General features: G+C 53.7%; 10 protein-coding genes. 8 read left to right on the top strand and 2 right to left on the bottom strand.

Translation table 11 applies throughout. From position 1 onward, the window contains the following. Positions 1-113: 113 nt before the first annotated feature. Positions 114-1,226 carry a GerAB/ArcD/ProY family transporter gene (locus AC3WQH_RS17240; RefSeq protein WP_005829885.1) on the top strand — a complete coding sequence of 371 codons (1,113 nt, stop codon included), beginning with the start codon at positions 114-116 and terminating at the stop codon, positions 1,224-1,226. 52 nt (positions 1,227-1,278) lie between these two features. Here the strand turns inward: AC3WQH_RS17240 and AC3WQH_RS17235 are convergent, their stop codons facing one another. After that, positions 1,279-2,436, bottom strand: coding sequence for an iron-containing alcohol dehydrogenase (locus AC3WQH_RS17235; protein WP_025844301.1), 1,158 nt, complete (start codon positions 2,434-2,436; stop codon positions 1,279-1,281). 349 nt (positions 2,437-2,785) lie between these two features. On the opposite strand from AC3WQH_RS17235, the gene ftsE reads away from it, so the two are divergent. The 6 genes from ftsE to AC3WQH_RS17205 all read left to right on the top strand — a co-directional run bounded on the left by ftsE (position 2,786) and on the right by AC3WQH_RS17205 (position 10,376). Continuing rightward, positions 2,786-3,472 carry a cell division ATP-binding protein FtsE gene (gene ftsE, locus AC3WQH_RS17230; protein WP_122952588.1) on the top strand — a complete coding sequence of 229 codons (687 nt, stop codon included), beginning with the start codon at positions 2,786-2,788 and terminating at the stop codon, positions 3,470-3,472. Further along, on the top strand, positions 3,462-4,358 hold the full coding sequence (ftsX, locus tag AC3WQH_RS17225; protein ID WP_025844303.1) for a permease-like cell division protein FtsX: 897 nt from the start codon (positions 3,462-3,464) through the stop codon (positions 4,356-4,358). Before ftsE ends, ftsX begins: the two co-directional genes overlap by 11 nt. 25 nt (positions 4,359-4,383) lie before the next feature. Further along, complete coding sequence (locus tag AC3WQH_RS17220) at positions 4,384-5,583, top strand: murein hydrolase activator EnvC family protein (protein WP_025844305.1); 1,200 nt, start codon at positions 4,384-4,386, stop codon at positions 5,581-5,583. A 97-nt stretch (positions 5,584-5,680) separates the two neighbouring features. Next, complete coding sequence (locus AC3WQH_RS17215) at positions 5,681-7,150, top strand: S41 family peptidase (RefSeq protein WP_310670358.1); 1,470 nt, start codon at positions 5,681-5,683, stop codon at positions 7,148-7,150. A gap of 110 nt (positions 7,151-7,260) precedes the next feature. Continuing rightward, positions 7,261-8,529: a PDZ domain-containing protein gene (locus tag AC3WQH_RS17210; protein WP_197187466.1), complete on the top strand. Its 1,269-nt coding sequence runs from the start codon at positions 7,261-7,263 to the stop codon at positions 8,527-8,529. 146 nt (positions 8,530-8,675) lie between these two features. Next, positions 8,676-10,376, top strand: a complete 1,701-nt coding sequence (locus AC3WQH_RS17205; protein ID WP_492332174.1) for a hypothetical protein — start codon at positions 8,676-8,678, stop codon at positions 10,374-10,376. 67 nt (positions 10,377-10,443) lie between these two features. Here AC3WQH_RS17205 and AC3WQH_RS17200 read toward each other — a convergent pair whose 3' ends face one another. Further along, positions 10,444-11,376: a flagellar hook assembly protein FlgD gene (locus tag AC3WQH_RS17200; RefSeq protein WP_025844311.1), complete on the bottom strand. Its 933-nt coding sequence runs from the start codon at positions 11,374-11,376 to the stop codon at positions 10,444-10,446. Positions 11,377-11,554: 178 nt separating this feature from the next. On the opposite strand from AC3WQH_RS17200, the gene uvrB reads away from it, so the two are divergent. Continuing rightward, positions 11,555-13,531: an excinuclease ABC subunit UvrB gene (gene uvrB / locus AC3WQH_RS17195; protein ID WP_005829898.1), complete on the top strand. Its 1,977-nt coding sequence runs from the start codon at positions 11,555-11,557 to the stop codon at positions 13,529-13,531. Positions 13,532-13,536: the final 5 nt, after the last annotated feature.

Genomic DNA, 13,536 nt, shown 5'->3' with positions numbered 1-13,536 from the left:
TTTGTGCAAAAATTTTTTGGCGTGGCACGAGAGGCTTTCTTGGCGTTTAGCTCGGTTGGTCTGGGGCAATAATTGTGAAAAGGTCATAGGGTCGAAAGCGGGCAAAAAACACCATGCTAGAGAATTACAAAATCAGTCCCCGACAATTTATGATGCTGGTTACCCTTGTCACGATTGGCGATTCCGTGCTCGTCCTGCCCGCCATTGCGGCGGAGCTCGCCAAACAGGACGCCTGGATTTCGGTGACGGTCGGGCTGCTGATCGGACTGGGCAATGTTCTTTTGATGATCGCAGTAGGCAAGTGCTATCCGAATGAAAGCTTCTTTTCTTTTATAGATAACATGTTTGGGCGAGTGTTGGGCACGGTGATTACACTTTCCTTTGTTTGGTACACATTTTTTTCGGCTGCGGCACACGTCCTGGAGACGGGCGATTTTGTCGGGACGTATTTGTTGAATGACACGCCGAGCATAGCCATTCAACTGCTGCTCGTCAGTCTCATCATGTTCGGAGTGCGCCTGGGGCTGCAAACTGTCGCTGATTCCGCGCAAATTTACTTTTACGGGTTCTTTTGCTTTTTCGTGTTGCTGATGCTTTGTCTGATTCCCCAGGCAGACGTAGCCAGACTGCAGCCGGTGCTGGAAAATGGCTGGAAGCCTGTTTTGGCAGGCGCGATTCCTTCCATTGCTTTTCCGTTTTCGGAGCTGGTTATTTTTTTGGCGATCTTGCCGTACGTATCCCCGATTCAGAGGCGAATGCGGTATTTTTTGAAAGGCGCATTTTTAGGCGGGCTTGTGCTCGTACTCGTCATTTTAATGTGCATTCTCGTCCTGGGGGCAGACATGACAGCAAGACACGGGTACCCTTCGTATGTGCTCGCCAAGCAAATGAAGATCGGGCTGTTCATCCAACGGCTGGAAGCGATTTTGGCCGTAGTCTGGTTCATCGCTGTCAACGTCAAGATCATGATTTACAGCGTGTTTTTTCAACTGGGGCTGCGGCATGTGTTTCGGATTCGGGAAATGTCTGTACTGACCTTGCCGTACATGGTGATGCTGCTGGTGATGGCGAACATTTTCACGCCGAACATGGTCGTGTACGTGCACATCATCTCGCAGTACTGGCCGTTTTACGATTTTACCTACTCGATTGCCCTGTTGCTTTTGCTCCTGATCGTTCACAAGTTGAGAAGCAAGTATGGTGATCGGAAAAGAAGCCCATCCTAAAAAACGCCGCGACTCTCATGGGAAGAGTGCGGCGTTTTTGCTTTTACAACTTTTACAAAGCCATGCGCAAAATTTCGAGGACGTCTTCTTTGGTCAATGTTTTGAACTGACCAATCGGGCCAAACGGCGTCGCTTTTTCCGCCATCAGCTCCAAATGCTCGTCTGTAATTTCGTAGTCCGCCAAACGGGTCGGCGCTCCGATGCGGGCAAAGAACGCTTCTGTTGCCGCAATTCCTTCTAACGCCACTTCCTCGTCTGTTTTGCCGGCGGGATCGACATTCCACACCTCCACGGCGAAGCGGACGAAGCGGGCGACGTTTTCGCGATAGACGTAGCGCATCCATTTCGGGAAGATGATCGCCAGGCCGCCGCCGTGCGGAATGTCGTACACGGCGCTGACGGCGTGCTCGATGGAGTGGGTAGCCCAGTCAGTTGTCACGCCGACAGGCAGCGTGCCGTTGAGCGCCATCGTTCCGCAGTACAGGATGTTGGCGCGGGCATCGTAGTCGTGCGGGTTTTCCAGGACGCGCTCGGCGTTTTCAATGACGGTTTTCATGATCGACTCGGCGAAGCGCGTCTGGAGCGGAATCTCGGTTGTATGCGTGAAATACTGTTCGAAAACGTGCGACAAAATATCGCTGATTCCGTAGATCGTCTGATCGCGCGGGACGCTGAACGTATTTTCCGGATCGAGGATGGAGAAGGTCGGGAAGGTGGTGCCAGCCCCGTGCTTTTCTTTTGTTTCCCAGTTCGTAACGACGCTGCCTCTGTTCATTTCCGAGCCTGTTGCGGCCAGCGTCAGAACGGTGCCGAGCGGCAAGGCTTTTTCGGCCACTGCTTTGCGCGAGTAAAAATCCCACACATCCCCTTCGTAGGGGACGCCGACAGCTACTGCCTTGGCCGCGTCAATCACGCTTCCGCCGCCAACGGCGAGAATCCAGTCGACCCCTTCTGTCCGGCACAGATCAATCCCTTTTTTCACCGTGCTAAGACGAGGGTTCGGCTCGACGCCAGGCAACTCCAATACGCGGCAGCCCGCAGCTTGCAGAAGCGCTGTGACCTTGTCGTAAAGACCGGAGCGCTTGATGCTGCCGCCGCCGTACACAAGCAATACCGTGTTGCCGAGCTGCTTGGCTTTTTCCTCCAGTTGGGCCAACTGTCCCCGGCCGAAAATAAGTTGTGTCGGGTTGTAGTACACGAAGTTTTCCATCTTGCCAGCTCCTCTCATACTCATGCATACATTCATTGTAGCGGACTGCCCTGACCCGTGCCAGCGAGCGATGTGCTGCTGTAATTTTTTGGACATTTCATGTCGGATGGAAGAGAAACGAGGCGGTTTCGACAAGAAATGAGAGATTTAGTGGATACCATCCGCGAAACAGGGTGGTATAATAAATAAGATGGGTAACCTCGCTGTTTTTCAACAAGGTATGGCAACGGTTGCCCGAGGGAAGAGGGGTTTTGTCGATTTTGCCTGAAAAAGCAGCATTTCGGCGGAAAAACAAAAAATCAGGATCAAGAGAATATAGAAGGATCTGACAATGTAGGATGTGATTTGCTTGATCGAGATGTTTGATGTTTGGAAAACGTACCCGAATGGCACGAATGCTTTGAAGGGTATCAACATTCGGATTGAAAAAGGCGAATTTGTGTATGTGGTTGGGCCGAGCGGAGCGGGAAAATCCACGTTCATCAAGCTCATGTACCGCGAAGAGAAGCCGACCAAGGGCCAAATTTTTCTCGGCGGATTCAATGTCAGCCGGATCAAGGAACGGCAAATTCCGCTCGTTCGCCGCAGCATCGGGGTTGTCTTCCAGGATTTCAAACTGTTGCCGACACTCACTGTATTCGAAAATGTCGCATTTGCGATGGAGGTAATCGAGAGCAACCCGAAGCAGATCAAGCCGCGCGTCATGGACGTGCTGGGATTGGTCAAATTGAAGCACAAGGCGAAAATGCTGCCAAGCGAGCTGTCTGGTGGCGAGCAGCAACGGGTGGCACTCGCGCGGGCGCTGGTGAACAACCCGGGCATTATTATCGCGGACGAGCCGACGGGTAACCTCGACCCGGAGACGTCCTGGGAGATCATGAAGCTGTTTGAGGAAATCAACCAGCGCGGCACGACGGTCGTCATGGCGACGCACAACCGGGAGATTGTCAACACGATGAGAAAGCGGGTCATTGCCATCGAGGCAGGACAGATCGCCCGTGATGAGCAGAGAGGGGATTACGGTTATGAAGATTAGAACGCTGGGACGCCATGTCCGTGAAGGGGTCAAAAACCTCGGCCGGAACGGCTGGATGTCGTTCGCGTCGGTCAGTGCCGTTACGATCACCCTTTTCATTTTGGGCGTGTTCCTCATCTTGGCAATGAACGTCAACTACTTTGCCAAATCAGTCGAAAAACAAGTGGAAATCAGAGTCTTCATGGCGGACCTTACCCCCAAGGAAGACTTGCAAAAATTCGAACAGAGCGTGCGCAACATGCCGACGGTGGAGTCCGTCGAGTTCATTTCCAAGGACGAAGGCTTGAAGCAGTTCAAGGAAAGCATGGGCGACAAGGCGTACCTTTTTGACGGCTTGGAAAAGGGAAATCCGCTTCCCGATTCTTTTGTGGTCAAGACGAAGCTGCCGCAAGATACGCCGGCAGTCGCCAATCAAATCAAGCAAATGAAATCGGTCAGAAGCTTGAACTACGGGGAGGGGACGGTTGAAAAGCTGTTCGCTGCCACTGACACTGTGCGAAACGTCGGGATCGGCTTCATCGTCGGCCTGGGCTTTACCGCCATGTTTTTGATTGCCAACACGATCAAGCTGACGATTGTCGCGAGACGCCGAGAGATCGAGATCATGAAGCTGGTTGGCGCGACAAACTGGTTTATCCGCTGGCCGTTTTTTGTAGAAGGACTGCTGATGGGAGTGTCCGGGGCGCTGATCCCGATCATCATGCTGACAGTTGGCTACTACTACCTGCTGGATGCTATCAATACCAGCTTCGAAGCTTCCCAACTGTTCAAACTGTTGCCATTGTACCCATTGGTATATCAGGTAGCCCTCGCTTTGCTGGCGATTGGCGCGTTTATCGGAATCTGGGGAAGCTTGGTGTCTGTGCGCCGCTTCTTGCGAGTTTAACATTGGAAAACGTGGGAGGAGTATCATGAGAAAGAGGATCCTATACACACTCTTAATCACCGGCCTCTTGGCTGGTTCTGCGATCCCGACTAACGTGAGCTGGGCAGCCAGCAAAGCATCTTTGGACAAGATCAATCGCGAGTTGAAGGAAATACAGCAAAAGAAGAAACAACAGCAGCAACAATTGAAGCAAACCGAGCAGCAGATCAGTGTCGTGCAAAAGGAACAGCAAGATTTGCAGACGCAACTGATGACGATCGACCTGCGCCGCAACGAGGCGCAAAACAAGCTGGACAAGCTCGAAAAGCAAATGAATGAAACAAAGGAAAAAGCTGCCGAGGCGCAAGATCAACTGGACGAGGCGAAGGATCGGGTAGCGAAGCGGGAAACGCTGCTGAAAACCCGGGTAAAATCCATGTATGAACGGGGAAATGTCTCGTACCTGGACGTGCTGCTCGGATCGTCCGACTTTGGCGATTTTCTGACCCGCATGGAGGGTTTGCAGTTGATCCTTGAGCAGGATACGCGTATCCTAGAAGACAATATTCGCGACAAAGAAACGATCGAGACGAAGAAGAAAGAAATCGAGCATCAACTGACCGTTTACGCGGGAATGCTCGACGAGGCGGAAGCGCTCAAGGCTGAACTGGACAAGCAGTACAAGCAAAGTCTCGTGGTCAAGGCCGAACTGAAGAAAAAAGAGGCCGCACTGGAAGAAGACCTGGAGCAGTACGGACAGCAACTGATCGAAATCACACGTCAGGAAGCCGCCAAATATGCGGAGCGTGTGCGCGCGATGAGCGCGTCCAGCACAGGGTACAAGGGCGGCAAGCTCGGTTTGCCGATCGCGGACGGACAGTTTCGCTTCAGTTCAGGCTTCGGGATGCGGTCAGACCCGTTTACAGGCCGTTCTGCTGGGCATAATGGTGTAGACATGGCAGCACACAAAGGAACGCCGATCTTGGCTGCGGCTGACGGGGTCGTCATTTTCGCAGGGTATTCCAACGGCTTCGGGAATACGGTAATGATTAAACACAGTGCGGAGATCACCACGCTCTACGGACACATTCGCGAGGGTGGCATCAAGGTTTCTGTGGGACAATCCGTATCGAGAGGCCAAAAAATCGCCGAAGTAGGCTCTACTGGCCGCTCTACCGGAAATCACCTTCATTTTACCGTCTACAAAAACGACGTTGCCGTCAACCCTATGCCGTACCTGAAATAGTCAAGCAACGGGCAGCCAGACAAATATTGCTAACGGCAAATGCATACACTAGCAGCATATCTTTTTGCCGGTAGCACAAAGGATGGTGACGTGAGTAGTGAGATGGAAAGGACGTACCGTATTAGCGCTTGTGCTCATCTCGATGGTGGCCAGCAGCTTTTTGACCATAGCGATGATGAAGACATCAGCCAGCGCGAACGCAACTCAGAATGGGGCGCTGACTGCGTCCACAGGCGCGGTGTTTTCGGGAGGCTCGGAATATCCCCAGGAGTTCAAGAAGCTGTATGAAGCGTTTACAGCGATTAAAAAAGACTACATTCAAACGGTTACGAATGAACAGTTGGTAGAAGGCGCAATCGGCGGGATGGTCGGAGCTTTGGAAGATCCGTACAGCGATTACATGGACCCGAAATCAGCCGAAGAGTTTACCTCGACGCTGCATTCGACTTTCCAGGGAATCGGTACAGAGGTCACGATGCAAAACGGACGGGTCACCGTCGTCTCGCCGTTCAAAGGTTCTCCGGCCGAGCGTGCGGGTCTTAGACCGAACGACCAGATTTTGAGCGTCAACGGAGAATCGCTGGAAGGCTTGGATCTGCATCAGGCCGTGACCAAAATTCGCGGGCCAAAAGGAACGAAAGCCGTTCTGAAGGTCGTGCGCGCAGGAGTGGCAGAGCCGCTCAACATCGTGTGCATTCGTGACGATATTCCAATCGAAACGGTGAATAGCCAAATTATCGAGAAAAACGGCGTAAAGGTCGGCGTGATCGGCATTACCCAGTTCTCGACGGAAACAGCCAAGCACTTCAAGGAGCAGCTTGCTTCCCTGGAGAAAACGGGAATCGGCGGCCTCGTCATCGACGTGCGCGGCAATCCGGGCGGCTATTTGCTGGCTGTCAAAGAAATCGGAGAAGTGCTCGTGCCGAAAAAAGGCGTCATCGTCGCCATTGAGTACGGTGCTGGCGGGCAGCAAAAAGAAGAGTACCGCTCGACAACGGATGCTGCCAAACCGTATCCGATTGCGGTCCTGATTAACGGCGGAAGTGCCAGTGCCTCGGAAATTTTGGCCGGGGCGATGCGCGACAGCGGCAACTACAAGCTGGTCGGCGAAAAGAGCTTCGGAAAAGGCACTGTCCAAAGCACGATGGAAATGACGGACAAGAGCCAGCTCAAGCTGACCATCGCCAAATGGGTCACCCCAAGCGGCGAATGGATTCACAAAAAAGGAATCGAGCCGGACTTCAAGGTCGCGCAGCCTGATTATTTCAATGCGACGCAGTTGCCAGCCGACAAGGAGCTGGTCCGCGACATGGCAGGCGCTGACGTGAAGAACCTGCAACTGATCCTGACCGGACTGAAATTGTCGCCAGGCCGCGATGACGGCTACTTTGACGAAAAGACCGAACAGGCGATCAAGCAGTTCCAGACGGCGAAAAAGCTGCCTGTAACCGGAAAAGTGGACGCGGCGACCCGCAGTCAGCTCGAAGAAAGCTTGCGCGAAACGATGCGCAAGCCGGAGAACGATCTGCAATTGCAGAAGGCGCTGGATGTCGTTACCGGCAAATAGGAAAAATAATCAAGAACAGGGAAGCAGGGAAATTCCGCTTTTCCGTAGAAATGATAACCACGGCAAATCACATGTCGTGGTTTTCTTTTTTTCCATTTGAGGTGAGGCAATTGGCGATTCAGGCAGATATGCTTTCCATTGCATATGGCTTTGCCGCATTTTTTCTCAATCCCGTTTTTTACCTCTTTCTCGGCTTCATTTACTTGCACTATCGCAGACAGATGAAGCTGGAAAGGCAGCTCTTTGCCGCACGCATGCAGTCTCCGCTCCTTTCGACAATCCGCGCAGCAGGGATGGGCGTGGCAGGGGGATTGTGCATCTCTCTTCTCGCCGCAGGACTGGGAGTCGTCGTGCAGGCGCAGGATTTGTGGATTTTATGGGCATTGGCCCTTCTTTTGGCGCTGGTTCGCTTGCGTTTTCTCTGCTTTGCTTATGCGGCGGGTCTGCTGACGGTTTTCCATGTAATTGCCCAACTGTTTCCGGGCTTGCAGGACGTTCCTGGTCTGGGCAGTGTGTGGACAATGCTGCTGCAGGCGAAGCCGATTCCGCTCCTTGCTCTGGTAGCCATCATGCACTTGATCGAAGCGATGCTCGTCCGCTGGAACGGGGGCAGGGACGCTTCTCCGCTGTTTGTCGAAGGACAGCGCGGACGAATCGTCGGGGCTTACTTGTTGCATTCTTTTTGGCTGACTCCGCTTGCCCTGTTCGTCCAGGTGGAGCCGGGGACGATCAGTGGCGCGCTTTATCCGGGCTGGCCGTTTTTTTCAGGCGAGCTTGCTTCCTTCGGACTGATGCTGCTGCCGACGGTTACGGGTTTTTCGGATATGACCCAGACGATGACACCATTGGAAAAGGTCAAGCAAATTTCCAAAAACCTTACCTGGTACGCAGTCGGGCTTTTGGCGCTTTGCGCTCTGTCCGTCTTGTTTGCCCCGCTCGTTTTGCTCGCTGCCCTGTTTGCGTTGTTCGGGCATGAAGCGTTGTTTTTCTGGAGCCAGTGGAAAGAAAGGAAGCGTTCTCCTTACTACATCCAGTCTTCACGCGGCATCAAGGTCATGGGAGTCATCCCGGGCACGCGGGCAGAGGAGATCGGGATTGCGACAGGAGAAATCATCGTGAAGGTCAACGGCATTCCGGTGCGGGACAAGGAAGACTTGTACCCGGCGTTGCAGGCCAATCCGGCTTTTTGCAAAATGGAAGTGCTCACGCGCGAAGGCGAGATGAAGTTTGTGCAGTGCGCTGTCTACGCGGGCAATCACCATCAGTTGGGAATCATCGTGGTGCCGGACGCAACGACTCGCGTATTTGTCGATTTGAAACGATCCAGCGTCGTCGAGCTTATCAAGCAGAAGCTGGAAAAACTGAATGTCGGAGCTTGATGTATCGAACGAGAGAAGGAGAGAAGGTATGCGCCAACGGTTGCGTGCCTTCTTTTTTTGGATGGACAGGTTCGATAAAAATTTTCTGAAAAGCCTGTCTGTTCGTAAAACTTACGCCTGGCTGGCGCGTCTACCTTTACGAGGAAATGAAGGGAGTGAGTCATTTGTCCGATCTGAAAAAAACGGTCTTGTGCGTTCTGACTGGGGCGTTAACGGCGACAAGCATAATGGTTGCGCCATTTGCCGGAGCAAGCGCAGAAAAATCGGCCAGTTCTGTACTCGCAGCGAATGCCGAGAGCGCAGTCCCTGCACCTGTTGCCAAAGGGGTGCAAAAATTGGTTCGGCTGTTACCGGAACTGTCTTCGCGCAAGGTCGTTTACGGTGGCGATGTGGATGGACCAGGTGTCAGCGGCGTAAAAGTGTCTTTTGTGCGGGCGGCCACCGGAACAGCTCAGGGGGAGGACAGCGCGATTTTTGACCGAGCCACAGGGAATTTGCTCCAGTTGGACCTCGTTCCCGCCAAAATGGCAAAGCCAGCATTTCCGACTGACCAGCAAGCGAAAACGCGAGCGCAGACTTTCCTGACAGGCTTGCTTGCTGGAAATACGTATCAGGCGAGAGAAGTGAAGAAGGAAGAAGGCAAGCTGACGGTCAGAATGGTTCGCAAAGTGAACAATGTGGTGTTCGACGATGCGTATGACAGCTTTGTCAGCTTCGACGCCGCGGGGCGGCTTGTCGGGTTGCGGATGTTTGACGGGCGATTGTATGAAACCGTGAATCTGGCGGTACTCCCTTCGCCGCAGCGCGTCATTTCCGCAGCGCAAGCAGTGGGCAAGTGGAAGGGACAACGCCCGCTGGAGCTGGTGTACTTGCTGCCGGAGCAGGAGCAAAACAATCAGACGGCAGCGCGTCTCGCCTATATTGTCAAGGATGGAGTCATTTCGCAGGAGCATACCGGCAGTGCCTTGGACGCGTTCAGCGGAAAAAGGCTGGCAGCACCAGTCCAGCAGGCACAAATTTTGAACGTGACCGGGACAGGGGAAAAGTGGAGCGCGCAGACCGAGAACGAGGCCCGCAATTTGCTGCGCATCCTGTTCAAACTCGAATCAGCCAATTTGCCGCTTGCCGTATTGGACGAGAAGTACGATGACGGCCAGGAGCGCCGTTTCTTTATTTGGGGTTACTTCCCGGAGAGTGTCGCCGATGCGGACAAGAAATACCACATCGGAAGTTTTCCGGTAGGGATCAGCCAGGCCCAAAAGCACCATATTATGCTCGAAACCGATGCCAAGACAGGGCGGCTGATTCGTTTTGTCTACAAGCAGGCAGATGAGCAGTGGTCCACCGCCAAAACAGACAAGAGCCGGGATCGCAAAGGGGCGGAAGCGTTGTTGCGAAGACTCGTGCCTTCCGGAAGCAACCAGTTGAGGCTTGCCGATGTCGGCACCGACAAATATACGACGCTGGTGGCCGACCCGCTTGTCGGCGGCGTTCCTGTCTACCGGATCGGGCAGATGAAAGAAGAAGGGATGTACACGATTACCGCAAATGCGTGGACGGGCAAGGTCGAGGAAGTTATCGTGAAGCGCCCGGACAACATGGTCTTCCCCGCTCGCGCCAAGGCGATCAATGAACAGGGAGCGATGGAGCGATTGCTGCAAGCCATGCCGCTTGAGCTGACCTACATTCACCAAAAGGATCGGCAAACAGGCGCGATGAGCTGGAAGCTTGGCTATGACCTGTCCTTCCGCCAGACCCGCTCGCACTGTTTTTGCGGGGGCGATGTGAAGATAGATACGACGTTGTATGTCGATGCGCTTACGGGACAGACGGTCGTAAAAGAATAGGGACAAGTAAAAAGAAAAAGCCGCACGCTCCAGAGAGAGCAAGTGCGGCTTTTTCGCATAGAAAGGACTAGGCGCTCGCTTCAAACCCGGTGATTTGATTCAGCGCAATTTTTTTGTCATCAGTCAAGACGAACTCCACGACGCCGTTTTTCATGCTGACGGCTTTAATGACACCGTTCAGGCTGTTGTCTATGGTCGAGCCGTCTGTATTGGTTTGCTTTTCCGTATAGGTGATGTTGAAGCCGATCATTTGGGCGTACTGCAGCGAATTGCTCATGACGCTGCTGTCCGGCCTGACGCTCATGCCCACGACCTGATCGAGCTTGACCGTCATGCCGTTATCGAGCGTAAACTGTGTGGCGCCGTCTTTCATGGAGAAGCCTGTGACGACCGCGTTGGCGATTTCATCTACTTTGGTGATGTCGTCTGTGGTCGCCGGATTGCCGTCTTTGTCTACTTCCTTGGTCGTCTTGTACGAGATTTCCTTGCCGATCATGTTCATGAACTTCACGCTGCTATCCAGCGCATTTCCGGTCATGCCCTGCGATTCCAGACCTTTGATGTCCGCGAGCGGAATCGGGGTAGACTCTCCGGCGATGCGGAAGTAGATTTTGCCGCTGTCCATGTAAACGGCGTCGAGCACGCCTTCCTTCGTCTCCGTCGAGGTTTCACCCGTCACCTCGTCTTTGGTCGTGAGGGAGTAGGTGGCGGTGCGGCCGATCAGCGACTCGTACTTTTCCAGTGTCAGCATGCTGTTGTTCGATTGCTCCATCAGCGTCGCCATTTTGGTGATTTTTTCCACCATGGTCATCATGCTCGTCTGCTGGATGAACTGGGAGTTGTCCATCGGGGACATCGGGTCCTGATGCTTCAACTGTTCCAGCAGCAGCTTCATGAAGGCGTTGTTGTCAAGCTCTGTGGTGAACTCCTTTTTGCCTTGATAGCTCATATGTGGTTGAATATAAGGATTATTTTTAACGGTGGTTCCGATATCTGACATGTCGATCCTCCCTGAAGGTGGCGAGTCTAACCGTACGTGCTTGTACACTACTACTTATTATCGGTATAATGTGTCGAAGGATGAAGACAAACATTTGTTCGAATTTCGGCTTATCATAGCCGGAATTGTGTTATAATGGAAATAGAAACAGTTATGCAACGAGGAGATGAACGAGGGAATGGACCGTTTTGAATTGGTATCGGAGTATCAACCGTCCGGTGACCAGCCGACCGCGATCGCCGAACTGGTAGCGGGGCTCCAGGCAGGCAAGCGGCACCAGACGTTGCTCGGGGCCACTGGTACGGGAAAAACCTATACGGCCGCCCAGGTGATTGCCCAGGTGAACAAGCCGACACTGGTGATGGCGCACAACAAGACATTGGCTGCCCAGCTATGCGCAGAGTTCAAGGAGTTTTTCCCGAATAACGCGGTGGAATACTTCGTCAGCTACTACGACTACTACCAGCCGGAAGCGTACATTCCCCAATCGGATACGTTTATTGAAAAAGACTCCAGCATCAACGACGAGATCGACAAGCTGCGTCACTCGGCGACCAGTGCCCTGTTTGAGCGGCGCGACGTCATTATTGTGGCGTCGGTATCGTGCATCTACGGCTTGGGTTCGCCGGAAGAATACAAGGAGCTGCTGCTGTCGCTGCGCGTCGGCATGGAAAAAGGACGAGACGAGATTTTGCATCGGCTGGTCGACATCCAGTACACGCGCAACGACATCAACTTTACGCGGGGGACCTTCCGGGTGCGCGGAGACGTCGTGGAGATTTTTCCGGCGTCACAGAGCGAGCAGGCGATTCGCGTGGAGTTTTTCGGAGACGAAATTGAGCGGATCACCTCCATTGACGTGCTGACCGGAGAGATTTTAGGGCAGCGCGACCACGTAGCGATTTTCCCTGCGTCCCACTATGTCACCCGCGAAGAAAAAATGAAGCTGGCCGTCCAAAGCATCGAGGCGGAGCTGGAAGAGCGGCTGGCAGAGCTGCGCGCAGCCGGGAAGCTGCTGGAAGCGCAGCGGCTGGAGCAGCGGACGCGCTACGATATTGAGATGATGCTGGAGATGGGCTTTTGCTCCGGGATCGAAAACTACTCGCGCCATCTGACGGGGCTTCCGGCAGGGCACGCTCCGTACACGCTGATGGATTACTTTCCAGAGGACTACCTGCTGTTGATTGACGAGTCGCACATGACCTTGCCGCAGGTGCGGGGGATGTACAACGGCGACCAGGCGCGCAAGAACGTACTGGTCGAGCATGGATTCCGCCTGCCGTCTGCGAAGGATAACCGCCCGCTGCGATTCGAGGAGTTTGAGCAAAAAATCAACCAGGCGATATACATCTCGGCAACGCCCGGCCCGTATGAGCTGGAGCACTGCCCGGAACTGGTGCAGCAGGTCATTCGCCCGACAGGACTGGTCGACCCGACGATCTCGGTGCGCCCGATCAAAGGGCAAATTGACGATCTCATCGGGGAAATCCAGGCTACGATTGCCAAAAACGAACGCGTCCTCGTCACGACATTGACGAAAAAAATGTCGGAGGACCTGACCGATTACTTGAAAGAAATCGGGATCAAGGTCCGCTACTTGCACTCCGACATCAAGACGATCGAACGGATGCAGATTTTGCGTTCCTTGCGATTGGGCGAATTTGACGTGCTGATCGGGATCAACCTGTTGCGGGAAGGTCTGGACTTGCCCGAGGTTTCGCTTGTCGCTATTTTGGACGCCGACAAGGAAGGCTTCCTGCGCAACGAGCGCTCCCTGATCCAGACGATCGGGCGGGCAGCCCGGAACGCCGAAGGGCGCGTGATTATGTACGCGGACAAGATGACGGACTCGATGAACTCGGCGATTCGCGAGACGGAGCGCCGCCGCGCCATCCAGCTCGCCTACAACGAGAAGCACGGCATCACCCCGCAGACGGTGAAAAAAGCTGTGCGCGAAGTGATTGAGGCGACAAAGGTGGCCGAGGAAAAAGCGGACTATTTGCCACACGCCGATTTCAAGAAGATGCCGAAGAAAGATCGACTGGCTGTCATCGAACGCATGGAAGAAGAAATGAAGGAAGCGGCGCGCAACCTCATGTTCGAGCGTGCGGCCGAACTGCGTGATTTGATTCTGGAGCTGAAGGCGGAACTCTAAGGAGA

This window comes from Brevibacillus sp. FW301-21C12A (assembly GCF_058788915.1).
This window is presented reverse-complemented; position numbering and strand designations above follow the sequence as displayed.